This window comes from Streptomyces cellostaticus (assembly GCF_023630175.1).
Taxonomy (GTDB): Bacteria; Actinomycetota; Actinomycetes; order Streptomycetales; family Streptomycetaceae; genus Streptomyces; species Streptomyces cellostaticus_A.
Genome location: NZ_JALLIN010000024.1, coordinates 53,106 through 76,427 on the forward strand (window position 1 = coordinate 53,106; position 23,322 = coordinate 76,427).

The 23,322-nt window shown below is 71.3% G+C and carries 23 protein-coding genes; 11 read left to right on the forward strand and 12 right to left on the reverse strand.

Annotation, left to right across the window (positions count from 1 at the left end):
• The 5 genes from folP (at nt 1) to MXD57_RS16980 (ending at nt 3,210) form a co-directional block, all read left to right on the forward strand.
• Nucleotides 1-915 carry a dihydropteroate synthase gene (gene folP / locus MXD57_RS16960; RefSeq protein WP_250402298.1) on the forward strand — a complete coding sequence of 305 codons (915 nt, stop codon included), beginning with the start codon at nt 1-3 and terminating at the stop codon, nt 913-915.
• On the forward strand, nt 912-1,451 hold the full coding sequence (locus tag MXD57_RS16965; protein WP_250402299.1) for a nuclear transport factor 2 family protein: 540 nt from the start codon (nt 912-914) through the stop codon (nt 1,449-1,451). Before folP ends, MXD57_RS16965 begins: the two co-directional genes overlap by 4 nt.
• Before the next feature lie 245 nt (nt 1,452-1,696).
• A complete protein-coding gene (folB, locus tag MXD57_RS16970; protein WP_250402300.1) occupies nt 1,697-2,056 on the forward strand; it encodes a dihydroneopterin aldolase in 360 nt (119 codons plus the stop codon).
• On the forward strand, nt 2,053-2,664 hold the full coding sequence (gene folK / locus MXD57_RS16975; protein WP_250402301.1) for a 2-amino-4-hydroxy-6-hydroxymethyldihydropteridine diphosphokinase: 612 nt from the start codon (nt 2,053-2,055) through the stop codon (nt 2,662-2,664). Before folB ends, folK begins: the two co-directional genes overlap by 4 nt.
• A 57-nt stretch (nt 2,665-2,721) precedes the next feature.
• Nucleotides 2,722-3,210 carry a DUF3180 domain-containing protein gene (locus MXD57_RS16980; protein WP_250402302.1) on the forward strand — a complete coding sequence of 163 codons (489 nt, stop codon included), beginning with the start codon at nt 2,722-2,724 and terminating at the stop codon, nt 3,208-3,210.
• A 103-nt stretch (nt 3,211-3,313) separates the two neighbouring features.
• On the opposite strand, the gene folE is transcribed toward MXD57_RS16980, so the two are convergent.
• From folE to dacB, 6 genes are all read right to left on the reverse strand, one after another.
• The gene (folE, locus tag MXD57_RS16985) at nt 3,314-3,919 is read right to left on the reverse strand and encodes a GTP cyclohydrolase I FolE (protein WP_250402303.1); all 606 of its coding nucleotides are present in this window, start codon (nt 3,917-3,919) and stop codon (nt 3,314-3,316) included.
• A gap of 112 nt (nt 3,920-4,031) precedes the next feature.
• The gene (gene ftsH, locus MXD57_RS16990) at nt 4,032-6,071 is read right to left on the reverse strand and encodes an ATP-dependent zinc metalloprotease FtsH (RefSeq protein ID WP_250402304.1); all 2,040 of its coding nucleotides are present in this window, start codon (nt 6,069-6,071) and stop codon (nt 4,032-4,034) included.
• A 195-nt stretch (nt 6,072-6,266) separates the two neighbouring features.
• A complete protein-coding gene (hpt, locus tag MXD57_RS16995; RefSeq protein WP_250402305.1) occupies nt 6,267-6,827 on the reverse strand; it encodes a hypoxanthine phosphoribosyltransferase in 561 nt (186 codons plus the stop codon).
• An 85-nt stretch (nt 6,828-6,912) separates the two neighbouring features.
• Nucleotides 6,913-7,971, reverse strand: a complete 1,059-nt coding sequence (gene tilS, locus MXD57_RS17000; protein WP_250402306.1) for a tRNA lysidine(34) synthetase TilS — start codon at nt 7,969-7,971, stop codon at nt 6,913-6,915.
• Between the two features lie 192 nt (nt 7,972-8,163).
• Nucleotides 8,164-9,297, reverse strand: a complete 1,134-nt coding sequence (locus tag MXD57_RS17005) for a zinc-dependent metalloprotease (RefSeq protein ID WP_250402307.1) — start codon at nt 9,295-9,297, stop codon at nt 8,164-8,166.
• Between the two features lie 91 nt (nt 9,298-9,388).
• Nucleotides 9,389-10,990, reverse strand: coding sequence for a D-alanyl-D-alanine carboxypeptidase/D-alanyl-D-alanine endopeptidase (gene dacB / locus MXD57_RS17010; RefSeq protein WP_250402308.1), 1,602 nt, complete (start codon nt 10,988-10,990; stop codon nt 9,389-9,391).
• 79 nt (nt 10,991-11,069) lie between these two features.
• Here dacB and MXD57_RS17015 point away from each other — a divergent pair, with 79 nt between their 5' ends.
• Together MXD57_RS17015 and MXD57_RS17020 are read left to right on the forward strand one after the other, a co-directional pair.
• Entirely contained in the window at nt 11,070-11,561 is a 492-nt protein-coding gene (locus MXD57_RS17015; RefSeq protein WP_250402346.1) for an inorganic diphosphatase, read from the forward strand.
• Between the two features lie 115 nt (nt 11,562-11,676).
• Nucleotides 11,677-13,341: a threonine/serine ThrE exporter family protein gene (locus MXD57_RS17020; RefSeq protein WP_250402309.1), complete on the forward strand. Its 1,665-nt coding sequence runs from the start codon at nt 11,677-11,679 to the stop codon at nt 13,339-13,341.
• A gap of 5 nt (nt 13,342-13,346) precedes the next feature.
• Here MXD57_RS17020 and MXD57_RS17025 read toward each other — a convergent pair whose 3' ends face one another.
• Nucleotides 13,347-14,426, reverse strand: a complete 1,080-nt coding sequence (locus tag MXD57_RS17025; RefSeq protein WP_250402310.1) for a DedA family protein — start codon at nt 14,424-14,426, stop codon at nt 13,347-13,349.
• A gap of 139 nt (nt 14,427-14,565) precedes the next feature.
• On the opposite strand from MXD57_RS17025, the gene MXD57_RS17030 reads away from it, so the two are divergent.
• Complete coding sequence (locus MXD57_RS17030) at nt 14,566-14,931, forward strand: YbjQ family protein (RefSeq protein WP_250402311.1); 366 nt, start codon at nt 14,566-14,568, stop codon at nt 14,929-14,931.
• Nucleotides 14,932-14,950: 19 nt separating this feature from the next.
• Here MXD57_RS17030 and MXD57_RS17035 read toward each other — a convergent pair whose 3' ends face one another.
• Nucleotides 14,951-15,712, reverse strand: a complete 762-nt coding sequence (locus MXD57_RS17035; protein WP_250402312.1) for a MerR family transcriptional regulator — start codon at nt 15,710-15,712, stop codon at nt 14,951-14,953.
• A gap of 112 nt (nt 15,713-15,824) precedes the next feature.
• Between MXD57_RS17035 and MXD57_RS17040 the strand changes: the two genes are divergently transcribed.
• Together MXD57_RS17040 and MXD57_RS17045 are read left to right on the forward strand one after the other, a co-directional pair.
• Complete coding sequence (locus MXD57_RS17040) at nt 15,825-17,111, forward strand: ion channel protein (RefSeq protein WP_250402313.1); 1,287 nt, start codon at nt 15,825-15,827, stop codon at nt 17,109-17,111.
• A gap of 27 nt (nt 17,112-17,138) precedes the next feature.
• Nucleotides 17,139-18,542 carry a glutamate decarboxylase gene (locus tag MXD57_RS17045; RefSeq protein WP_250402314.1) on the forward strand — a complete coding sequence of 468 codons (1,404 nt, stop codon included), beginning with the start codon at nt 17,139-17,141 and terminating at the stop codon, nt 18,540-18,542.
• Between the two features lie 94 nt (nt 18,543-18,636).
• Here MXD57_RS17045 and MXD57_RS17050 read toward each other — a convergent pair whose 3' ends face one another.
• The 3 genes from MXD57_RS17050 to MXD57_RS17060 form a co-directional block, all read right to left on the reverse strand.
• Complete coding sequence (locus MXD57_RS17050) at nt 18,637-19,176, reverse strand: DinB family protein (protein WP_250402315.1); 540 nt, start codon at nt 19,174-19,176, stop codon at nt 18,637-18,639.
• Between the two features lie 308 nt (nt 19,177-19,484).
• Complete coding sequence (locus tag MXD57_RS17055; protein WP_250402316.1) at nt 19,485-20,945, reverse strand: aldehyde dehydrogenase family protein; 1,461 nt, start codon at nt 20,943-20,945, stop codon at nt 19,485-19,487.
• 70 nt (nt 20,946-21,015) lie between these two features.
• On the reverse strand, nt 21,016-21,840 hold the full coding sequence (locus MXD57_RS17060; RefSeq protein ID WP_250402347.1) for a helix-turn-helix domain-containing protein: 825 nt from the start codon (nt 21,838-21,840) through the stop codon (nt 21,016-21,018).
• Between the two features lie 334 nt (nt 21,841-22,174).
• Between MXD57_RS17060 and MXD57_RS17065 the strand changes: the two genes are divergently transcribed.
• Nucleotides 22,175-22,714 (forward strand): ATP-binding protein, encoded by a 540-nt coding sequence (locus MXD57_RS17065; RefSeq protein ID WP_250402317.1) that lies wholly within the window; start codon nt 22,175-22,177, stop codon nt 22,712-22,714.
• Between the two features lie 79 nt (nt 22,715-22,793).
• Here MXD57_RS17065 and MXD57_RS17070 read toward each other — a convergent pair whose 3' ends face one another.
• Nucleotides 22,794-23,063, reverse strand: coding sequence for a DUF397 domain-containing protein (locus tag MXD57_RS17070; RefSeq protein WP_374114712.1), 270 nt, complete (start codon nt 23,061-23,063; stop codon nt 22,794-22,796).
• Between the last annotated feature and the right edge of the window lie 259 nt (nt 23,064-23,322).

Sequence of the window (23,322 nt, forward strand, 5' to 3'; positions counted from 1 at the left end):
ATGAACAACCTCAGCGGGCGCGGCCGAGTGGCAGGCCTTCCGGCATGGGACCGGTGCGCGGTCATGGGAGTCGTGAACGTGACTCCCGATTCCTTCTCCGACGGCGGCCGCTGGTTCGACACGTCCGCGGCCGTCAAGCACGGCCTGGAACTGATCGCCCAGGGCGCGGACCTGGTCGACGTCGGCGGCGAGTCCACCCGCCCGGGCGCCACCCGGGTCGACGAGGCCGAGGAGCTCAGGCGCGTCATCCCCGTGGTCCGCGGCCTCGCCTCGGAAGGGGTCGTCGTCTCCGTCGACACGATGCGCGCGCGCGTCGCCGAGCAGTCCCTCGCCGCGGGCGCCGCCCTCGTCAACGACGTCAGCGGCGGCCTGGCCGACCCCGCGATGATCCCCGTGGTCGCCGCCACCGGCGCGCCCTTCGTCGTCATGCACTGGCGCGGCTTCCTCGAGGGCGGCAACGTCCAGGGCGCCTACGAGGACGTCGTCGCCGAGGTCGTGGACGAACTGCGGGCACGCGTGGAGGCCGTCCTGGCGGGCGGCATCGCCCCCGACCGCGTCGTCGTCGACCCCGGCCTGGGCTTCTCCAAGGAGGCCGAGCACGATCTCGCCCTCCTCGCCCACCTCGACCGGCTGCGCGCCCTCGGCCACCCGCTACTGGTCGCCGCCTCCCGCAAGCGGTTCCTCGGCCGCGTCCTCGCCGGCCCGCAGGGCGCTCCGCCGCCGGCCCGGGAGCGCGACGCCGCCACGGCCGCCGTCTCCGCGCTGGCCGCACAGGCCGGGGCCTGGGCGGTTCGCGTGCACGAGGTGCACGCGAGCGCGGACGCGGTACGGGTCGCGCGCGCCGTGGAGGCGGCGCGCACGAACCCGTCCGCGCGGGGCGCGGACGGCGAGCACGGTGCGGAAGGAGCCCGGTGAGCGCCCCCCACACCGACGTCGAGCAGGTGGAGGCCGCCAACACCGCCTTCTACGAGGCGATGGAGCGCGGAGACTTCGAGGAGCTGTCCTCCCTCTGGCTCGTGCCCACCGACCTGGGCGTCGACGAGGAGTACCACGACCCGGCCGACACCGGCGTGGTCTCCTGCGTCCACCCCGGCTGGCCGGTGCTCACCGGCCGCGCCGAGGTCCTGAGGTCGTACGCGCTGATCATGGCGAACACCGACTACATCCAGTTCTTCCTCACCGACGTGCACGTCTCGGTCACCGGTGACACCGCCCTGGTGACCTGCACCGAGAACATCCTCAGCGGCGGCCCGGCCCCCGAGGACGGCGCCGAGCTCGGCCCCCTGCTCGGCCAGCTCGTCGTCGCCACGAACGTCTTCCGCCGCACACCCACCGGCTGGAAGCTCTGGTCCCACCACGCCTCCCCCGTGCTGACCGAGTCCGACGAGGAGGACGACAACGGCCAGGACGGCGTCAACGGCGTGAATCCGGACGACGACCCCCTGCTCTGAACGGCCGCGCCCCGGGGAAGCCGGGGCGTGGTTGGAATCACGAACCCGGGGTATGTGCCGCTACCAGCCCATGACGCGGCCGGGTTCCCCAGGGAGAACACGCGGTGAAACCTCCGGGTCCCGGCCCGGCCGGCACCCCGGTGCCCCGGCTCCGTCGGTGCCCGCAGGTAGATTCGTCCAAGGCCGGTGTGCCGTCCGCACATGGCACCGCCCGGCCGTTCCCGACGATTGCAGGAGTGATTCGCGTGGATCGTGTCGCGCTGCGCGGCCTGAGGGCCCGCGGGCACCACGGCGTGTTCCCCAAGGAACGCGAGGAGGGCCAGACCTTCCTCGTCGACCTCGTGCTCGGCCTCGACACCCGCCCGGCCGCCGCCGACGACGACCTGACGAGGACCGTGCACTACGGCGTCGTCGCCGAGGAGGTCGTGGCCGTGGTCGAGGGCGAGCCGGTGAACCTGGTCGAGACCCTCGCCGAGCGGATCGCCCGGACCTGCCTGAAGCACGACGCGGTGCAGGAGGTCGAGGTCTGCGTCCACAAGCCGGACGCCCCGATCACCGTGCCCTTCGACGACGTGACCGTCACCATCACCCGGAGCCGAGTATGACCCGACCTTTCACCCAGGGTCACAGCGACCCGACCGTCCAGCCGGTGCCCGCCGCGGTCGTCGAGCAGGTAGACGCCGCCGACACCACGCTGAGCAACCCCAAACGGGCCGTGATCTCCATCGGCTCCAACCTCGGCAACCGCCTGGAGACCCTCCAGGGGGCCGTCGACGCCCTCGAGGACACCCCCGGGGTCCGCGTGAAGGCCGTCTCCCCGGTCTACGAGACCGAACCGTGGGGCGTCGAGCCGGGCTCGCAGCCCTCCTACTTCAACGCGGTCGTGGTCCTCAAGACCACGCTGCCCCCGTCCTCCCTGCTGGAGCGGGCCCACGCGGTCGAGGAGGCCTTCCACCGGGTCCGCGACGAGCACTGGGGACCGCGCACCCTGGACGTCGACATCGTCGCCTACGCCGACGTCACCTCCGACGACCCCGGGCTGACCCTCCCCCACCCGCGCGCCCACGAACGCGCCTTCGTGCTCGCGCCCTGGCACGACGTCGACCCGGAGGCGCAGCTCCCCGGCCGCGGCCCGGTGGCCGACCTGCTGTCGGGTGTCACCCGCCACGGCGTCGAAGCACGCGCGGACCTGGAACTCCGGCTGCCCGAGTAGTCGTTAAGGTCAAGACGACCACATTCCGGGACGGTCCGGGGGAGCTGAAGGGGAACCGTGAAAGAGCTGCGCATCAGGGTGCTGGCCGGCGTGTTCGTCGTGGCCGGAGTCCTGTCCTGGGCGGGCGCCCGCCTGTGGAACTCGATCGGGACCCTGCCCAGCGTCCCCCTGGCCGCCCCCGTCGTCCTCGCCCTGATCGCCGTGGTCCTGCTCGCCACGGCGCTCTCGCTGCGCGCCCGCTTCAGGGCCCAGCGTGAGCGCCGCCCCGGCGCGAAGGGGGTCGACCCCCTGATGGCAGCCCGAGCGGTCGTCTTCGGCCAGGCCAGCGCCCTCGTGGCCGCCCTGGTCGCCGGTATGTACGGCGGCACGGGGGTCTTCCTCCTGGAACTCCTCGACATCCCCGCCCGCCGGGACCAGGCCGTCTACGCCGGCTTCTCGGTCCTGGCCGGCATCGCCGTCATAGCGTCCGCCCTGTTCCTCGAACGAGTCTGCAAACTCCCCGAGGACGACGACCAGGACCACACGGGCGCGGAGCCGGTGGCCTGAGGTTCCACCAGGGCTGACGGGCCGGGCGGCCCGTCCGCCGGTGATCGAGCCGCCGCTCGGGCGGCGGCGCCGGACACCTGCGACCGCCACGCCGGCGTGAGCGTCAGCGCGCCAGTATCAGGCTCATCGCCTCGGCACGCGTCGTGGCGTCCCGGAGCTGGCCGCGCACCGCCGACGTCGTGGTCTTGGCGCCGGGCTTGCGAATGCCGCGCACCGACATGCACATGTGCTCGGCCTCGATGACCACGATGGCACCGCGCGCCTCGAGGATGCGTACGAGGGAGTCCGCGATCTGGGTGGTGAGTCGTTCCTGCACCTGCGGGCGGCGAGCGAAGACCTCGACCAGGCGGGCCAGCTTCGACAGACCGGTGATCTTGCCGGTCTCGGCGGGGATGTAACCGACGTGCGCCACACCGTGGAAGGGCAGGAGGTGGTGCTCGCACAGGGAGACGATCTCGATGTCCTTCACCAGGACCATCTCGTCGTGCCCCAGATCGAACGTGGTCGTCAGGACGTCCTCGGGCTCCTGCCACAGACCGGCCAGGAGCTCCCGGTATGCCCGCGCGACCCGGGCCGGGGTGTCCCTCAGCCCCTCTCGGTCCGGGTCCTCGCCGACCGCGATCAGGAGTTCCCGAACGGCGTTCTCGGCGCGCTTCTCGTCGAACTCGCCGATGAAGCCTTCGCCGGCCAGCGTCACGGGGTCGGTCATCTGATGCCTCGTTCCTGTACGTACTGCCCGCGGGCATACGAAAATGCCGCACCCCCCAGGCTAGAACCTGGGGGGTGCGGCGTTCATTCCGGGCCTGTCGGCCGGAACGGGGTCAGCTCTCGGGGCGGTCCTCCGGCGTCTGCTCGGTCACCGGGGCGGTGTCCGAGGCCGTGGACTTGGCCGTGCTGATCGCCGCCGTCGCCCCGTTCGCGCCGTTGGTCAGTGCCAGCTCCTTGGGGGAGAGCACCGGCGGGCGGGTGGAGGGGGTGCGGCGGGAGGAGCCGGTCCACGCGGGCCGCGGCGGGCGCTTGTGGATCGTGGAGAAGACCTCCGCGATCTCCTCCTTGCCCAGGGTCTCCTTCTCCAGGAGGGCCAGGACCAGGTTGTCGAGCACGTCGCGGTTCTCGACCAGGATCTCCCAGGCCTCGTTGTGAGCGGTCTCGATGAGCTTCTTGACCTCTTCGTCCACCAGCGCGGCGACCTCTTCCGAGTAGTCGCGCTGGTGAGCCATCTCACGTCCGAGGAAGGGCTCGCTGTTGTCCCCGCCGAACTTGATCGCGCCGAGCCGCTCGGTCATGCCGTACTGGGTGACCATCGCGCGGGCCAGGCTGGTGGCCTTCTCGATGTCGTTGGCGGCGCCGGTGGTCGGGTCGTGGAAGACCAGTTCCTCGGCCGCCCGGCCGCCCAGCATGTAGGCGAGCTGGTCGAGCATCTCGTTGCGGGTGGTGGAGTACTTGTCCTCGTCCGGCAGCACCATCGTGTAGCCGAGGGCACGGCCCCGGGACAGGATGGTGATCTTGTGGACCGGGTCGGAGTTCGGTGAGGCCGCCGCGACCAGGGCGTGACCGCCCTCGTGGTACGCGGTGATCTTCTTCTCCTTGTCCGACATGATCCGGGTCCGCTTCTGCGGGCCCGCGACCACACGGTCGATCGCCTCGTCCAGCGCCCTGTTGTCGATCAGCTTCTGGTCACCGCGGGCGGTGAGCAGGGCTGCCTCGTTCAGCACGTTGGCCAGGTCGGCGCCGGTCATGCCGGGGGTGCGGCGGGCGACGGCGGCCAGGTCGACGTCGGGCGCGACCGGCTTGCCCTTCTGGTGGACCTTGAGGATCTCCATGCGGCCCTGCAGGTCCGGCGGGTCGACGGCGATCTGCCGGTCGAACCGGCCGGGGCGCAGAAGGGCCGGATCGAGGATGTCGGGCCGGTTGGTGGCGGCGATGAGGATGACGCCGCCCTTGACGTCGAAGCCGTCCATCTCGACGAGGAGCTGGTTCAGCGTCTGCTCGCGCTCGTCGTGCCCACCGCCGAGGCCGGCGCCGCGGTGGCGGCCGACCGCGTCGATCTCGTCGACGAAGACGATCGCCGGGGCGTTGGCCTTGGCCTGCTCGAACAGGTCGCGGACCCGGGAGGCGCCGACACCGACGAACATCTCGACGAAGTCGGAACCGGAGATCGAGTAGAAGGGGACCCCGGCCTCGCCGGCCACGGCACGGGCGAGCAGCGTCTTGCCGGTACCGGGGCGGCCGTAGAGCAGCACACCCTTGGGGATCTTGGCACCGACGGCCTGGAACTTCGCCGGCTCCTGCAGGAACTCCTTGATCTCGTGGAGCTCCTCGACGGCCTCGTCACAGCCGGCGACGTCGGTGAACGTCGTCTTCGGGGTGTCCTTGGTGATGAGCTTCGCCTTGGACTTGCCGAAGTTCATGACCCGGCTGCCGCCGCCCTGCATCTGATTCATCAGGAACAGGAAGACGACCACGATGAGGACGAAGGGCAGCAGCGAGAGCAGGACGCCGAGGAACGGGTTCTGCTTGGACGGCGACACCGTGTAGCCGTCCGGGATCTGCTTCTCCTGGTACTTGCTCTGCAGCGTGCTGGCGATGGTCACGCCCTGGTCGCCGATGTAGCTCGCCTGGATCTTGGAGCTGCCGTCGACCTTCTGACCATCCTTGAGCTCGACCTTGACGGTCTGCTCGTCACCGGTGGTGAGCTTGGCCGACTGGACCCTGTTGTCGTTGATCGCCGCCACGACCTGGCCGGTGTCCACCGTCTTGTAGCCGCCGGACGAGCCGACGACCTGCATCAACACGACCACGGCAAGGACGGCCAGCACGATCCACATGACCGGCCCACGGAAGTATCGCTTCACGTCCATCCATACGGAGCGGTGTCGCCCCGTCCCTCCTGCCATAGTGAGTTTGATAAGACAGTTCTTCTGACGGTACCCCAGCATTGTTGCCCGAAGCCGCACGGAGCGGCATCGACGGCCGGCAATCCCGTCTCTGCATGCTCCAACGCGGCGAAACCCGCTGGGGTTCCCGATCGTCCTACAGGGAATGGCCCGGTTGGCTCAGCCGCCGTAGACGTGGGGCGCGAGCGTACCGACGAACGGCAGGTTGCGGTACTTCTCGGCGTAGTCGAGGCCGTAGCCGACGACGAACTCGTTCGGGATGTCGAAGCCCACCCACTCGACGTCGATGGCGACCTTGGCTGCGTCCGGCTTGCGCAGCAGCGTGCACACCTCCAGGGAGGCGGGCTCGCGCGAGCCGAGGTTGTTGATCAGCCAGGACAGGGTCAGGCCGGAGTCGATGATGTCCTCGACGATCAGGACGTGCCGGCCCTTGATGTCGGTGTCGAGGTCCTTGAGGATGCGGACGACACCGGAGGACTGGGTGCCCGCGCCGTAGGAGGACACGGCCATCCAGTCCATGGTGACGGGGGTGGACAGCGCCCGGGCGAGGTCCGCCATGACCATCACCGCGCCCTTGAGGACGCCGACGATGAGCAGGTCCTTGCCCGCGTACTCCGCGTCGATCTTCGCGGCCAGCTCGGCCAGCTTCGCGTCGATCTCTTCTTTGGTGATGAGCACCCGCTGGAGGTCGGCACCCATGTCTTTCGCGTCCACCCGCATCACTTTCGGTCGTCCCGCACTTACGGCAGCACTCGCGTGCCTCCGGCCGCCCCGCCTGCCGGAGGGGTCCTCCGGGGCCGCGAGGTCAGCCCTGCCGAATCACCAGTCTGCCACCCTGCCGCTGGGCGACGACTCTGCCCGGGAGATTGATGACCCCCTGGCCGCGCCATCCGGTGATGAGCCGGTCGACTTCCTCGATGTGGCGGGCGAAGAGGGACCCGGCCGGGGCGCCGGCCTCGATGGCGGCGCGGCGCAGGATGCGGCGGCGTACGGCGGGCGGGAGGGCGTAGAGCTTGGCGCACTCCAGGAGGCCGGTGGCGTCGCGCACGGAGGCCTCGGCCTGGCTGGCCCAGGTGTCGAGGGCGTCGGCGTCGTCGCGGGAGAGCCGGGCGGTGCGGGCGAGCGCCTCCACGACGCCCTTGCCGAGGGCCTTCTCCAGGGCGGGCAGGCCCTCGTGCCGGAGCCGGGAGCGGGTGTAGGCGGGGTCGGCGTTGTGCGGGTCGTCCCACACCGACAGGGACTGGGCCATGCAGGCCTTGCGGGCGGTCTGCCGGTCCAGCGCCAGGAAGGGCCGCCGGTAACGGCCGCCGGCCCCCGAGACCGCGGCCATGCCGGACAGCGAGCGGATGCCGGAGCCGCGGGCGAGACCGAGCAGCACGGTCTCGGCCTGGTCGTCGCGGGTGTGGCCGAGCAGGACGGCGGTGGCGCCGTGGCGTTCGGCCGCGGCGTCCAGGGCGGCGTAGCGCGCGTCGCGGGCGGCGGCCTCCGGTCCGCCCTCGCGGCCGACGCTCACCGCGATGGACTCCACGGGGTCGAGGCCGAGTCCGCGCAGTTTGACGACGACCTCGTCGGCGCGGAGTCCGGAGCCGGGCTGGAGCCCGTGGTCGATCGTGACGCCGCCGGCGCGGATGCCGAGTTTGGGGGCCTCGAAGGCCAGGGCCGAGGCGAGCGCCATGGAGTCGGCGCCGCCGGAGCAGGCGACGAGCACGAGCGGGGAGGGGGGCCGCTCGGCCGGACCCCGCCCTGCGGCGGTCCGGAGGTGCCCGGTGCTTCGTCCGATGGTGCTGGTGTGGTCGGTCAGGATGTCGTGGAGGACGCGGCGGACCGCCAGGCGTATCGCCGCGACCGACGGATGGGGACCCATGTCCGGTTCCCTTCATGAAGTTTTCGGGGGTGAGCCCGAGGATCGGTCACTCAGAGTGTGTCGATGGTGACAGAAGCGGGCCGTTCCCCGAGCATTGCACGCCTACCCATTGCCCACGGTCCCTCGGACGGGTGATTGGAGGGGCGTTCGCCTGCCGTCGGCCGGATTCGTTTCACGGCTGCGCGGCACGACTCAGGAGTCGGCCTTGCGGTGCACCCGTGCGACCCAGTCCGCCGGCTTCGCGATCTCCGCCTTGGTGGGCAGGGTGTTGGGCGAGGTCCAGACGCGGTTGAAGCCGTCCATGCCGACCTGGTCGACGACGGCGCGCACGAAGCGTTCGCCGTCGCGGTACTGCCTGAGCTTGGCGTCCAGGCCGAGCAGCTTGCGCAGGGCGAGGTCGAGCCGGGAGGCGCCCTTGGCACGGCGCTGCTGGAACTTCTCGCGGATCTCGGCGACGCTCGGCACGACCTGGGGACCCACCCCGTCCATGACGAAGTCGGCGTGGCCCTCGAGCAGGGACATGACGGCGGTGAGGCGGCCCAGGATCTCGCGCTGCGCCGGGGTCTGCACCAGTTCCACGAAGGAGCGCCCGCCGTCCTCCTCCTCGCCCTCGGGACGGCCGCCGGCGAGGGACTGGGCGGCCTCCCGGACGCGTTCCAGCACGGTCATGGGGTCGACGTCGGTCTCCGCCAAGAACGACTGGATCTCGCCCTCGAGGTGGTCGCGCAGCCAGGGCACGGCGGTGAACTGGGTGCGGTGCGTCTCCTCGTGCAGGCAGACCCAGAGCCGGAAGTCGTGCGGCTGGACGTCGAGTTCGCGTTCCACGTGGACGATGTTGGGCGCGACGAGGAGCAGCCGGCCGCCGCCGTTCTCCCCGGCGGGCAGGTCGCGGGAGGCGGGCGCGAAGGTCTCGTACTGGCCGAGGACCCGGGAGGCGAGGAAGGACAGCAGCATGCCGAGTTCGACGCCGGTGACCTTGCCGCCGACGGCGCCGAGCACGGCGCTGCCGGGGTTGCCGCCGCGCCGTTCCTGCATCTTGTCCAGGAGGGGCCTGAGGAGTTCGCGGAAGCCCGCCACGTTGGCCCTGACCCAGCCGGGGCGGTCGACGACCAGGACGGGGGTGTCGTGGGTCGCGTCGGTGCCCAGCAGGGTGAAACCCCGGACGTGTTCCTCCGAGGCCCTGGCGTGCCGGCGCAGTTCCGCGACGACGTCCCTGGCCTCGTCGCGGCTGACTTCGGGGCCCGGTCGTACGAGCCGTGTCGCGGTCGCCGCCGCGAGGTTCCAGTCGACCATCCCGGGAGATGCGGTGCCACCGAAGCTCGTCATGCGTCAACGGTACGTGAGCGGTCCCCTTTCGGGCAGGCCGTGCGGGGCGTTCCGGGTGGCCCCGCGGGGCGCCGGCCCGGGCCGGCGGCGGCTATCCGCAGCCGCAGCCCGCGAGGGCCGTGGCGGTCTCGTCCAGGGCCGACTGGGCCTCCTGGGCGTTGGTCGTGCCGGAGGCCATGAAGGCGAAGGCCAGCAGGTGGCCGTCGCGGTCGACGGCCGTGCCGGCCAGGGTGTTGACGCCGGTGAGCGTGCCGGTCTTGGCCCGTACGACGCCGGCCGCGCCGTCGGTGTAGCGGTCGGTCAGGGTGCCGGTGAAGCCGGCGACGGGCAGGCCGGTGAGGACGGGCCGCAGGCCGGGGCGGGCGGGGTCGCCGGCCTTGACCAGGAGGGCGGTGAGGAGGTTCGCGGTCAGCCTGTCCTCACGGTCGAGGCCGCTGCCGTCGTGGAAGGACGCGCCGGACAGCGGCAGGCCGAGCTTGCGCAGTTGGACGGCGATGGCCTTGGCACCGCCGGTGAAGCTGCCCGCCTCGCCGCTCGCGAGGGCGGTCTGGCGGGCCAGGGTCTCGGCGATGTCGTTGTCGCTGTTGGTCAGCATGCGCTCGACGATGGTGGTCAGCGTGGGTGAGGAGACGGTGGCGAGGGTCTCGGCACGGCCGGTGGCCTTGGAGGGGCCGGGGGGCGTGGTCTCGACGCCGGCGTCGTGGAGGAAGCCGGCGAACCTGCGGGCGGCGTCCGCGGCCGGGTCGCCCACGCGGGGCGCGGGGCCGCTGGTGGAGTCGTCGGTGCGGCCCTCGTCGGCGGTCAGGGCGCTCACCGGGGCGAGGTTGTCGTTGACGCCGATGGGGTGCAGGGCGGGGCCGGAGAAGAGCGTGGTGTCGTAGGAGAGCGTGATCCTGTGGATGCCGCGCTTCGCGAGGGTGGCGGCGGCGTCGGCGGCGAGGGTGCGCAGGCTCGCCCGGTCACCGGCGTCGCGGCGCGCGGTGAGGGTGGGGTCGCCGCCGCCGACCAGGACCAGTTCGCCGGTGTCGGGTTCGAGCGCGGCGCGGGTGGTGAACCGGTGGTCGGAGCCGAGGGCGGACAGTGCGGCGACCGCCGTGGCGATCTTGGTGGTGGAGGCGGGGGTGAGGGCCTGGTCCGCTCCGGCGGCGTACAGCCGTGTGCCGGTGGTGACGTCGACGACGGCCGCGCCGCGGCCGGAGCCGAGCGCCGGGACGTCCAGGAGCGGCCCGAGGACGCCCGTGAGGGCCTGCCGGCCGGGCGGGGTCTTCTTGGTGCTGACGGTGCCGGTGGTGCCGCCCAGGCCCGCGAGGACGGCGGCGGCGCTCGGCGCGGCCCGGGGGGTCCGGGTCCCCGTGCCGGATCCGCCGTGATCTGCGCCACCTGAGCGCTCCAGGGCGGCCGCCCGGTCCCGCTCGGCCGTACGCTGACCGTTGGCGTCCCAGGGACCGGCGGCGGTCACCACCGCGGCGGCCAGTGCCAGCCCGGCGGTGGCGGCGCCCGCGGTGTACTGCCAGGTCCTGACGGCCCGCCGGCGGGGGAGGTGCGCGAGTCCGGGGCGCACGACCCTCGTCAGCCGCGCGATCCGCGGTTTCGCGGCCGTCGCGGCACGCGCCAGGCGCGGTCGTACGGCGTTCGCGATCCGCCGCACATGCGGTCCCGCGGCTCGCCAAGGCCTCTGCTCTGGCACGACCACCAGCCCCTTTCGCGATCACACACCTGCGTGAGGGACACTTAATCACCAGAACTATGTGTTGATCATGGAGGAGCCACCGGTGGAGTTCGACGTCACGATCGAGATCCCGAAGGGTTCGCGCAACAAGTACGAGGTGGACCACGAGACCGGTCGGATCCGCCTGGACCGTCGCCTCTTCACCTCGACCGCCTACCCGACCGACTACGGCTTCGTCGAGAACACCCTCGGCGAGGACGGCGACCCGCTGGACGCGCTGGTCATCCTTGACGAGCCGACCTTCCCGGGCTGCCTGATCAAGTGCCGCGCGATCGGCATGTTCCGGATGACGGACGAGGCCGGTGGCGACGACAAGCTGCTGTGCGTGCCCGCCACCGACCCGCGCGTGGAGCACCTGCGCGACATCCACCACGTGTCGGAGTTCGACCGCCTGGAGATCCAGCACTTCTTCGAGGTGTACAAGGACCTGGAGCCCGGCAAGTCCGTCGAGGGCGCCGACTGGGTCGGCCGCACCGAGGCCGAGGCCGAGATCGAGCGGTCCTACAAGCGCTTCGAGGACCAGGGCGGCCACTGACCGGCCGGTTTGCATGACGCGGGCCGCGGCACCCTGGGTGGGGTGACGCGGCCCGTTTGCGTACGCGTGCGCATACTGAGGCCTACGGAAGGTGTCGTTCAGGAAGCGGTGCGAGGTGACGGAGGCGCAGGACCGCAAGCCCCGGTCGGACGAGGCGCGGACCACGTACGACCCGGAGGTAACGTCCGAGTTCGCCCTTCCCGAGGGACTGGCGGTCCCCCGGGGCGGGGTGGAGTCGGAGACCACGTCGGAGTTCGCGGTGCCCGAGGGGCTGCAGGCGCCGCAGCCGTCGAGCGCCGAACCGGAGGGTTCGGCGTTCAGTCTGCCGCGCACCTACAGTGCCAAGGACGCGCTGGTGGCGTTCACGCCGGCGGCGGGTGTGCCCGCGGCCAGCCTGATCAAGGACGCGCCGTGGCAGGACCGGATGCGCACGATGCTGCGCATGCCGGTGGCCGAGCGGCCGGCGCCCGAGCTGGTGCAGCGGTCCGAGGACGAGGGCCCGGCGGTTCCGCGTGTGCTCGACCTGACCCTGCGTATCGGCGAGCTGCTGCTGGCCGGCGGTGAGGGCGCGGAGGACGTGGAGGCCGCGATGTTCGCGGTGTGCCGGTCCTACGGCCTGGACCGCTGCGAGCCGAACGTGACCTTCACCCTGCTGTCGATCTCCCACCAGCCCTCGCTGGTGGACGACCCGGTGACGGCCTCGCGCACGGTGCGGCGGCGGGGCACCGACTACACCCGGCTCGCGGCCGTGTTCCACCTGGTGGACGACCTGACCGACCCGGAGACCCACGTCTCCCTGGAGGAGGCCTACCGGCGGCTGGCCGAGATCCGCCGAAACCGGCACCCGTACCCCGGCTGGGCGCTGACCCTGGCCAGCGGGCTGCTGGCCGGCGCGGCCTCGGTGCTGGTCGGCGGTGGTCTGGTCGTGTTCGTCGCCGCCGCGCTCGGCGCGATGCTCGGCGACCGGCTGGCGTGGCTGTGCGCGGGGCGCGGGCTGCCGGAGTTCTACCAGTTCACGGTGGCCGCGATGCCGCCGGCGGCGATCGGGGTGGCGTTCTCGCTGACGCATGTCGGCGTCAACGCGTCCGCGGTGGTCACCGGTGGGCTGTTCGCGCTGCTGCCCGGGCGGGCGCTGGTGGCGGGGGTGCAGGACGGGCTGACGGGCTTCTACATCACCGCGTCGGCGCGTCTTCTGGAGGTCATGTACTTCTTCGTCGGCATCGTCGCCGGCGTGCTGGTCGTCCTGTACTTCGGGGTGAAGGTGGGCGGCAAGCTCGATCCCGACGCGGCGCTGGGCGGCATCTCCGAGCGGCCGCTGGTGCAGATCATCGCGTCCATGGTGCTGTCGCTGACGTTCGCCGTACTGCTGCAGCAGGAGCGGTCCACCGTGCTGGCGGTCACCCTCAACGGGGGCGTGGCGTGGTCGGTGTACGGCGCGATGCAGTACTCGGGCGGGATCTCGCCGGTGGCCTCCACGGCGGTGGCGGCGGGACTCGTGGGGCTGTTCGGGCAGTTGCTGTCGCGGTTCCGGTTCGCGTCCGCGCTGCCGTACACGACCGCGGCCATCGGGCCCCTGCTGCCGGGTTCGGCCACCTACTTCGGGCTGCTGAACATGGCGCAGAACGAGGTCGACAAGGGGCTGGTGTCACTGGCCAAGGCGGCGTCCCTGGCCATGGCGATCGCGATCGGGGTCAACCTCGGTTCGGAGATCTCCCGGCTGACCCTGCGGGTCGGCTCCGCCGGCAAGCGGCGGGCGGCGAAGCGGACCCGCGGTTTCTGACGCCCTCAGCGGGTGCGGTGGTCGCCCTGGCCGCCGTAGGGGTACTGGTTCGGGTCGTACCCGTTCGTGTCGTACCCGTTCGTGTCGTACCCGTTCGGGTCGTACCGGTTGGGGTCGTACCCGTTCCGGTCGTACCCGTCGTGGCCGTACCCGTTCCCGTCGTACTGCTGACCGTTCTGGCCGTACTGCTGACCGTTCTGGTCGTACCGCGGCTGCTGGTGCTGTCCCTGGCCGTGGTACCGGCCGCTGTCGTAGCCGCCCTGGTTCCACTGCTGCTGTTCCTGCCGGGGCTGCTGCCGGTAGGGCCGCTGGTGGGGCTCCTCCGGCTCGACGCGGCGCAGGCGGGTCGTGGCGTCGTCCATGACCGGCTGCTGCTGGAAGTGGGGGGCCGGGTGCTGCCGGGCGGGCCGCGCCTCGGCCGTCTCCCGCTCCGCGCCCCCGTCCGCCTCCCGCTCCCCGGCCTTCCTGTTCTTGCTCCGCGCGCGCAGGTACTCGATCGCGATCGGGACGACCGACACGAGGACGATCAGGATGAGGATCGCCTCGATGTTGTTCTTCACGATCGAGTGCCGGCCCAGCCAGGAGCCCAGCAGGGTGACGCCCGCGCCCCACAGGACGCCGCCGACGACGTTGAAGGTCAGGAACGAGCGGTACCGCATGCCGCTGACGCCGGCGACGATCGGTGTGAAGGTGCGCACGATGGGCACGAAGCGGGCCAGCACCAGGGACTTGGGGCCGTACTTCTCGAAGAACTCGTGCGCCTTCGCGACGTTCTCCTGCTTGAACAGCCGTGAGTCCGGACGGTTGAACAGGGAGGGCCCGACCTTCTTGCCGAACATGTAGCCCGCCTGGTCGCCGAGGATCGCGGCGAGGCAGATCAGCGCGATCGCGGCCCACAGCGGGAAGTCCATCGCGTCCGTGGTGATCAGCAGACCGCAGGTGAACAGCAGCGAGTCACCCGGCAGGAAGAAGCCGATGAGCAGGCCGGACTCGGCGAAGACGATGAGCAGCAGGCCCCAGATGCTGTAGGTGTCCAGCAGGTACTGGGGGTCCAGCCAGCTCGGGCCGAGGGCGAGTGTCGTCACGGGTCCGGGCTCCTGAGGGGGTGAGGCGGCTACGGCGTCTTGGGGGGCCGCACAAAGCTACCAACGTGAGGTGACCGCCCCGGGTTCCGCCGGTGGCTCCAGGATGCACTGTGGTGCGACCCGGAGAAAGCTGTGTCCCATGGGACTCGATGACTACGGCGGCGGCCAGGGCCCCCAGCCGGACGTGCTGGTCGTGACCACGAACGACGTGCCCGGTTACCGGGTGCAGCAGGTGCTCGGCGAGGTCTTCGGGCTGACCGTGCGCTCACGGCACATCGGCAGCCAGATCGGTGCCGGGCTGAAGTCGATGATCGGCGGCGAGCTGCGGGGGCTCACCAAGACGCTCGTGCAGACCCGCAACCAGGCCATGGAGCGGCTGGTGGAGCAGGCCCGCGCGCGCGGGGCCAACGCGGTGCTGATGTTCCGCTTCGACGTCACCGAGGCGGCCGACGTCGGCACCGAGGTGTGCGCCTACGGCACGGCCGTCGTGCTGGCCCGGGAGTAGGTCCCCCGGGCCGGCACGATCACGCCGTGTGCCGGTCGGCGTTGGCGGCGATCGCCGCGCTCAGGTGGTCGGCGAAGCCGGGCCGGGTGGAGTCGTAGAACGCCTTGAAGCGCTCGTCGGCGACGTACATCGCGCCGAGGCAGCGGTGCATGGGGTGCGGGCACTCGTAGAACCACTTGCCGATGTGCCGGCGGTGCTCCTCGGCCAGGTCCATGGCCGCCTCGTCGGCCGGCTGCCCGCCGGCGGCCATCAGGGCGACGTAGCGCCCGGTCCAGTCGTCGGTCTCGGCCTGCAGGCGCCGCCAGTCGTCCTTGGTGTAGCGGGCGGCGCGGCGCTGCGACTCCGCGTAGGCCTCGGTGCCGCCCCAGCGCCGCTCGGCCTCCTCGGCGTACTGCTCGGGGTCGTGGTCACCGAAGACCTCGAACCGCTCCTCGGGTGTGAGTTCGATACCCATCGTGCGTGCCTCCATGGCGTGCTCCACGGCCGCGGCCATCTTCTGCAGCTTCTCGATCCGGGCGGTCAGCAGCTCGTGCTGGCGGCGCAGGTGCGCGCACGGGTCCGCGTCCGGGTCGTCGAGCAGGGCCGCGACCTCGTCGAGCGGGAAGCCGAGTTCCCGGTGGAACAGGATCTGCTGGAGCCGGTCGAGGTCGGTGTCGTTGTAGCGCCGGTGGCCGGCGTGGGTGCGCTCGCTGGGCACGAGCAGGCCGATCTCGTCGTAGTGGTGCAGGGTGCGCACCGTGATTCCGGCGAACCCCGCGACCTGTCCCACGGAGTAGCTCACTTTCCGCTCCTTGTCGTCGTTACGGACACCACGCTGAGGCCTCACGTCGCGTGAGGTGCAAGCCGGACGCGCTCCGGATGTTGGTGGCGTTGGGTCCGCTTATCGTGACGAAATGACCCAGGACACCGGACGGCAGGCCCGTTCGACCCGGCCGGCGAGCCCGGCGCGTGCCCTGCTGCCCCTGTTCCTCCCCGCCGTCGCCGTCGGTGTGGCCGCCAGCCTCGTCTACGTCGGCCTGAGCCTGGGGGCGGAGCAGTTGCAGCACGTGCTGTGGGGGCCGCTGCCGGACGCGCTCGGTGTGGGCCCCTACTCGGTGCTGTGGATGTTCGTCATGCTGGTGGCCACCGGCATCGCCGTCGGGCTGGTCGTGTGGAAGGTGCCGGGCCATGCCGGGCCGGATCCGGCGACCACCGGTCTGGACGCACCGGTGCTGCCTCCCCTGGTGCTGCCGGGTCTGGTGCTGGCCGCCGGGCTGATGCTGGCCGGCGGGCCGAGCCTCGGCCCGGAGAACCCGATCATCGCCGTGAACGTCGGCCTGGCGGCCTGGCTCGGCGGCCGCGTCCTGTCCGGGATGCCGGGCGCCCTGTGGCCGATGCTGGCGGAGGCGGCGACGATCGGCGCGCTGTTCGGCACCCCGGTGGCGGCGGCCCTGGTCATCTCCGAGGCGCTGGCCGGGCGGCCGATCAAGGGGCTGCTGTGGGACAACCTGTTCGCCCCGCTGACCGCGGCGGCGGTCGGGGCGCTGACCACCTCGCTGCTGTACCGCCCGGCCTTCGACCTGGGCCTGCCGCCCCTGGGCCGCCCGAGCTGGACGGACCTGCTGGCGGGCCTGGTGATCGCCTCGGCGGCCGCCCTGCTCGGCATGTGCGCCGTACGCGCCTTCCCCTACGTCCACGCGGCCTTCCAGCGGCTGCGGCACCCGATGCTGATGCTCCCGGCGGGCGGTGCGGTGCTCGGCGCCCTGGCCGCCGTGGGCGGTCACCTGACCCTCTTCAAGGGGCTGGCGGAGGTGGGCGAGCTCGCGCACGACCCGGCGGGCTGGTCGGCCGGGCAGTTCGCCGTCATGGCCGTGGTGAAGCTGGCGGCGCTGCTGGTCGCGGCCTCCTGCGGGTTCCGCGGCGGCCGGATCTTCCCCGCCGTCTTCATCGGTTCCGCGTTCGGTCTGTGCGCGCACGCGCTCGTCCCGGCCGTGCCCGCCGCGCTGGGCGTGTCCACGGGCGTACTGGGCATGCTGCTGGCGATCACCCGGCAGGGCTGGGTGAGTCTGTTCACGGCCGCCGTCCTGGTGTCCTCCCCCGCCGTCATCGCGCTGCTCTGCATCGCCTCACTGCCCGCCTGGCTGCTGGTGACCGGGCGACCGCAGATGCAGCTCCGCGGTGACGGCACCCCCGTCCGCTGAACCCCGCCCCCCGACTGGAGTCATGTCATGGCCCTGCACAAAGGTCCGGAGAAGCACGAAGAGCGCCTGATGTCGGTCAACCCGTTCTACAGCGAGGCCAATCCGGTCGGCGGGATGACCGAGGCCCCGCCCACGCACCGGCTCCCCGACACCCCGCTGCCGCCGTCCACGGCGTACCAGGTGGTGCACGACGAGCTGATGCTGGACGGCAACGCGCGGCTGAACCTGGCCACCTTCGTCACCACCTGGATGGAGCCGCAGGCCGGGGTGCTGATGAGTGAGTGCCGGGACAAGAACATGATCGACAAGGACGAGTACCCGCGCACGGCCGAGCTGGAGCGGCGGTGCGTGGCGATGCTCGCCGACCTGTGGAACGCCCCGGACCCGTCGGCCGCGGTGGGCTGTTCGACCACGGGCTCCAGCGAGGCCTGCATGCTGGCCGGGATGGCGCTCAAGCGCCGCTGGGCCCAGCGCAACGGCGACCGCTACCCGGGGGCGCGCCCGAACCTGGTCATGGGCGTCAACGTCCAGGTCTGCTGGGAGAAGTTCTGCAACTTCTGGGAGGTGGAGGCCCGGCTGGTGCCGATGGAGGGAGAGCGGTTCCATCTGGACCCGCGGGCGGCGGCCGAGCTGTGCGACGAGAACACCATCGGTGTCGTCGGCATCCTCGGCTCCACCTTCGACGGGTCGTACGAGCCGATCGCGGAGCTGTGCGACGCCCTGGACGCGCTCCAGGAGCGCACCGGGCTGGACGTCCCGGTGCACGTGGACGGCGCGTCCGGGGCGATGATCGCGCCGTTCCTCGACGAGGACCTGGTGTGGGACTTCCGGCTGCCGCGGGTGGCGTCGATCAACACGTCCGGGCACAAGTACGGCCTGGTCTACCCGGGTGTCGGCTGGGCCCTGTGGCGGGACAAGGAGGCGCTGCCCGAGGAGCTGGTCTTCCGGGTGAACTACCTGGGCGGCGACATGCCGACGTTCGCCCTGAACTTCTCCCGCCCCGGAGCCCAGGTCGTCGCGCAGTACTACACCTTCCTGCGGCTGGGGCGCGACGGCTACCGGGCGGTGCAGCAGACCACGCGGGACGTGGCGTGCGCGCTCGCCGGGAAGATCGAGGCGCTCGGCGACTTCCGGCTGCTGACGCGCGGGGACGAGCTGCCGGTGTTCGCCTTCACCACCCGGGACGGCCTGCCCTTCGACGTGTTCGACGTCTCCCGGCGGATGCGCGAGCACGGCTGGCTGCTGCCCGCCTACACCTTCCCGCCGAACCGCGAGGACCTGGCGGTGCTGCGGGTCGTGTGCCGCAACGGCTTCTCCCACGACCTGGGCGACCTGTTCATGGACGACCTGACCCGCCTGCTGCCCGAACTGCGCCGGCAGCCGCACCCCCTCACCGAGGACCGGGACGCGGCCACGAGCTTCCACCACTAGGCGGGGCCGTGACCTAGGCGGGGCCGTGACCGGGAAGGTCCGCCGGACGCCGAGAGCCGGTGGGCCCCTCCGGTCACGGCACCGGGGCCGCGGCTCAGCCCCGCCGTTCCAGGGCCACCAGCTCGAAGGCGGTCTTCCCGTCCAGGGACTCCCGGATGATGTCGGCGTGGCCGGCGTGCCGGGCGGTCTCGCGGATCAGGTGCAGGCACAGCCAGCGCAGCGAGACCCGGCCCTCCGGCGGGAACCAGGGGTCGGGCGGCAGCGGGAAGGTGTCGTCGAGGCTGGGCGCGGACCGGATGTACTTCTCCGTCTCGCCGGCCACCCGCTCCCAGTACGCGAGCTGACCGGCCACCGTCTCGTCGTCGGTGAGCCGGAAGCACTCGTGCCAGTTCGACTGGTCGCGGTGGACCTCCGGCGGCTCCTGCCGGGCGCGGGCCAGCCAGCCCTGCTCGACCTCGGCGACATGCTTGAGCAGACCGCCGAGGGACAGCTCACTGGCGCTCGGCCGGGAGCGGGCCTGCTCCTCCGTCAGCCCCAGCAGCGCCCGGCGGATACCGCCCCGCTGCTCCTCGAGGAACGCCAGCAGCGCCCCGCGCTCGTCGCCCTGCGTCTCCGCCGCCACGTGTGTGACCATGACCGGCCGCCTTTCATCGGGTCCTGTCGCCTGACAAGGTTCTTCCGCCCGGCAGGTTCTGCTGCCTGACACCGACGAAGTTACGGGCCCTTGCGGTCGGTTTCTGTCCGCAAGGGCCCGGCGCGCGGGATGATCCGGGTCGCGCCAGCGCTGTGACCGGAAAAGTCTGCCGGAAGGCTCGCGGCGTCCGGTGCGGTGCAACGCAAGGCGGAGCATCGCCCGCGTACCGGACGTACTCGGGTGATGCCACGACGCGGCGAGGTGCCGTGCCGGACGCCGCGAGCCGGTGAACCCTTCCGGTCGCAGCACTAGAAGGGGAAGCCGCTGCGGCCGTGCTGCACCGAGATCCACTTGATCGTGGTGAAGGCCTCGACGGTCGTCTCGCCGTTCAGCCGGCCGAGGCCGGAGTGCTTCTCGCCGCCGAACGGGACCAGCGGCTCGTCGTGCACGGTGCCGTCGTTCACGTGGAACATGCCGGAGTCGATGCGCTTGGCGAACGCGACTCCGCGCTCGATGTCACCCGTGTGGACGGCACCGCTGAGGCCGTACGGGGTGTCGTTGACGATCCGGACCGCCTCGTCCTCACCGTCGAAGGGGACGAGGAAGACGACCGGGCCGAAGACCTCCTGCTGGAGCAGGGCGGAACCGGCGGGCACGTCGGTGAGCACGCTGGGCTCGACCAGGTTGCCGGTGGTGGTGCCGCGCACCAGGGCGGTGGCGCCCTCGGCCAGCGCCTGCTCCACGACACCCGAGAGGGCGCTCGCCTGCTGGGAGTTGATCACCGGGCCGATGACCGTCCGCGGATCGCGCGGGTCGCCGACCTTCAGCGTCCGGACCTTGGCGACGAACTTCTCGGTGAACTCCGCGGCCACCGAGCGGTCCACCAGGACCCGGTTCGCCGCCATGCAGACCTGGCCCTGGTGCACGTACCGGCTGAAGACGGCGGCGTCGACCGCGTAGTCGATGTCGGCGTCGTCCAGGACCACCAGGGCGCTGTTGCCGCCCAGTTCGAGCACCGCGCGCTTGAAGTGCGAGGCGCAGACGGTGGCGACGTGCCGGCCGACCTTGTCGGAGCCGGTGAAGGAGATGACCTTGGGGACCGGGTGCTCGATGAACGCGTCGCCGATCTCGGCTATGTCGGTGACGACGACGTTGAGCAGACCGCCCGGCAGCCCCGCGTCCTCGAAGATCTTCGCGACCAGGGTGCCGCCCGCGATCGGGGTGTTCTGGTGCGGCTTGAGGACCACGCCGTTGCCGAGCGCGAGGGCCGGTGCCACGGACTTGATCGACAGCAGGAACGGGAAGTTGAACGGACTGATCACGCCCACCACGCCCACCGGCACCCGGTAGACGCGGTTCTCCTTGCCGTCGGCCGGGGAGGGCAGGATCCTGCCCTCGGGACGCAGCGCCAGGTTGACCGCCTCGCGCAGGAACTCCTTGGCGAGGTGGAGCTCGAAGCCGGCCTTCACCCGCGTGCCGCCCAGCTCCGCGACGATCAGGTCGGCGATCTCCTGCTCGCGGTCCTCGATCAGCCGCAGCGCCCGCTCGAAGACCGTACGGCGGGCGTAGGGGTTGGTCGCGGCCCACTGCTTCTGGGCGCGGGCGGCGCTGCGGTAGGCCTGGTCGACCTCGTCGACCGTCGCCACGGTGATCGAGGCCAGCTTCTCGTCGTCGTACGGGTTGAAGTCGATGACGTCCCAGGAACCGGTGCCCGGGCGCCACTCACCGTCGATGTACTGCTGGGCCAGGTCGCTGAAGTAGGACGGCATGTGATCCCTCAATCGGTCGCAGACACAGGAGCCACGTCACGGTCTGATCACACGTCATCGTACTTGTGTTTCAAGAGAGTTGAAGGAGGCCCCGGAGAAGATCACGGCTCTCGTCCGGTCCCGGGCTGTCCTGCTGGAGCTCCTTGAGCGCCTGCTCGTACTGGGCCACGTCCTCGCGCTTGTCCAGGTACAGGGCGCTGGTGAGCTGCTCCAGGTAGACCACGTCGGACAGGTCCGCGTCGGGGAAGCTGAGGATGGTGAAGGCACCGCTCTCGCCGGAGTGCCCGCCGAAACCGAACGGCATCACCTGGAGCCGGACGTTGGGGCGCTCCGAGATGTCGATCAGGTGCTGGAGCTGGCCGCGCGTGACGTCGCGGTCGCCGTAGGGCCGGCGCAGGGCGGCCTCGTCCAGGACTATGTGGAACTCCGGGGCGTCGTCCGCGAGCAGGTGCTTCTGCCGCTCCAGGCGCAGTGCGACCCGCCGCTCCACGTCGGCCGGGCTCGCGCCCTTCATGCCGCGCCGGACCACCGCGCGGGCGTACTCCTCGGTCTGCAGCAGGCCGTGCACGAACTGCACCTCGTACACCCGGATCAGCGAGGCGGCGCCCTCCAGGCCCACATAGGTGGGGAACCAGCTCGGCAGTACGTCGGTGTAACTGTGCCACCAGCCGGCCACGTTGGCCTCCCGGGCGAGGGAGAGCAGCGACTCGCGCTCCGCCTCGTCACTGATGCCGTACAGGGTCAGCAGATCCTCGACGTCCCTGGTCTTGAAGCTCACCCGGCCCAACTCCATCCGGCTGATCTTCGACTCGGACGCGCGGATCGAGTAACCCGCCGCCTCGCGCGTGATCCCCCGAGCTTCACGCAGCCGCCTGAGTTGCGAGCCGAGCAGCATGCGCCGCACCACCGATCCGGGCTCTCCCGCGCTCACGTTCGCCAGCCTCCCCAACCGTCTTCAGGTGTCGCAGTCTGCCACTAAAACACTTCGAGCAGTACTCGTCCGGTTACGGAAACGGAAAGAGGTCAGCCGCTTTTCGCCGGCAGAGGTACGGACCTCTGGCAGTCGCGCGATCCAATGTGGCGGAAAAAATGGCCAAGAAGCGGTACGGGAAGGATCATTTCGGTCACGTGCACGTGCATCTGCCCTTGCATCTGCCTCCCCCATCCGAAACCATGGTGCCGCGCCACCGCTGCATCGCTACGACCGCGAATTCCCGGGAGTGCCTCGCATGGGGACGAATGGATCGACCATGCTCAAGCCGTTACGGCAGGGCCTTCCGCCGTTGGACCCCGCAGCCGTCTCCGATGCCGCCTCCTGCGCCCTTCCGGCCCGTTACGAGGCGGTGGGCGAGGCCCGGCGCTTCACCCGCCGCACGCTGGACCAGTGGGACGTGGGCGACCGTTTCGACGACATCTGCCTCGTCGTCTCCGAACTCGTCACCAACGCCCTGCGGCACGGCCTGCCCATCCCGCACCAGCGTTTGTCCGGCGAGGCCGGACGGCCGGCACCGGCCGGCAGCGGCCGCACCCCGCAGTCCCCCGTGGTGCGCCTGCACCTGCTGCGCTGGACCGAGCGGCTGGTGTGCGCGGTGCGCGACCCCGGCGACGAGACGCCGGTGCCGCGCGACTCGGACGACTTCTCGGCCGAGTCCGGCCGGGGGCTGTTCCTGGTCGACTCCTTCGCCGACGGCTGGGGGTGGCACCCGTTCGCGGGAACCCTCGGCGGCAAGGTCGTCTGGGCGCTGTTCCGGCTCCGGCCGGCCGACTGAGGTGACGCGGAGCCCCGTCGCACCGGGTGTCTACGCGCGTACACCGGGTCGGCACCGGCCCACGGGCCGCTGATCCTCCTCAGCCGGCTATCAGGTGGTCGAACTCGCCGTCCTTGATCCCGAGGAGCATCGCCTCGATCTCCGCGCGCGTGTAGACGAGCGCGGGCCCGTCCGGGAAGCGCGAGTTGCGCACCGCCACGTCGCCACCGGGCAGGCGCGCGAACTCCACGCAGGATCCCTGCGAGTTGCTGTGCCTGCTCTTCTGCCAGGCCACTCCGTCCAGCTGCGTGGCAGCCATGCCGTTGTACACGTCGTACTCCCCGTACACGCCGTCAACGTCGCGGTCCACAGATCGCTCCCCGGTGGTGCACTTGGCTGGTGTGGCCATGGATGTCTTGGTCAACTGCCCGGATCATAACCTCGTCCATGTGCAGATGCATGAGCAGATGCACGTGCACGAGGCGTGTCGCCGCGATTACAGCTGTGACGTCCGCTGCGCCGAGGCCGTTCCGGCGCCCGTCCGAGCGGTTGCGGCAGCGGTCCGGGAGACGGCGGCACATGCCCTCCCCGGCCCCCGTTCGCGCTCTGCCGTGCCACCGTTCGCGCCG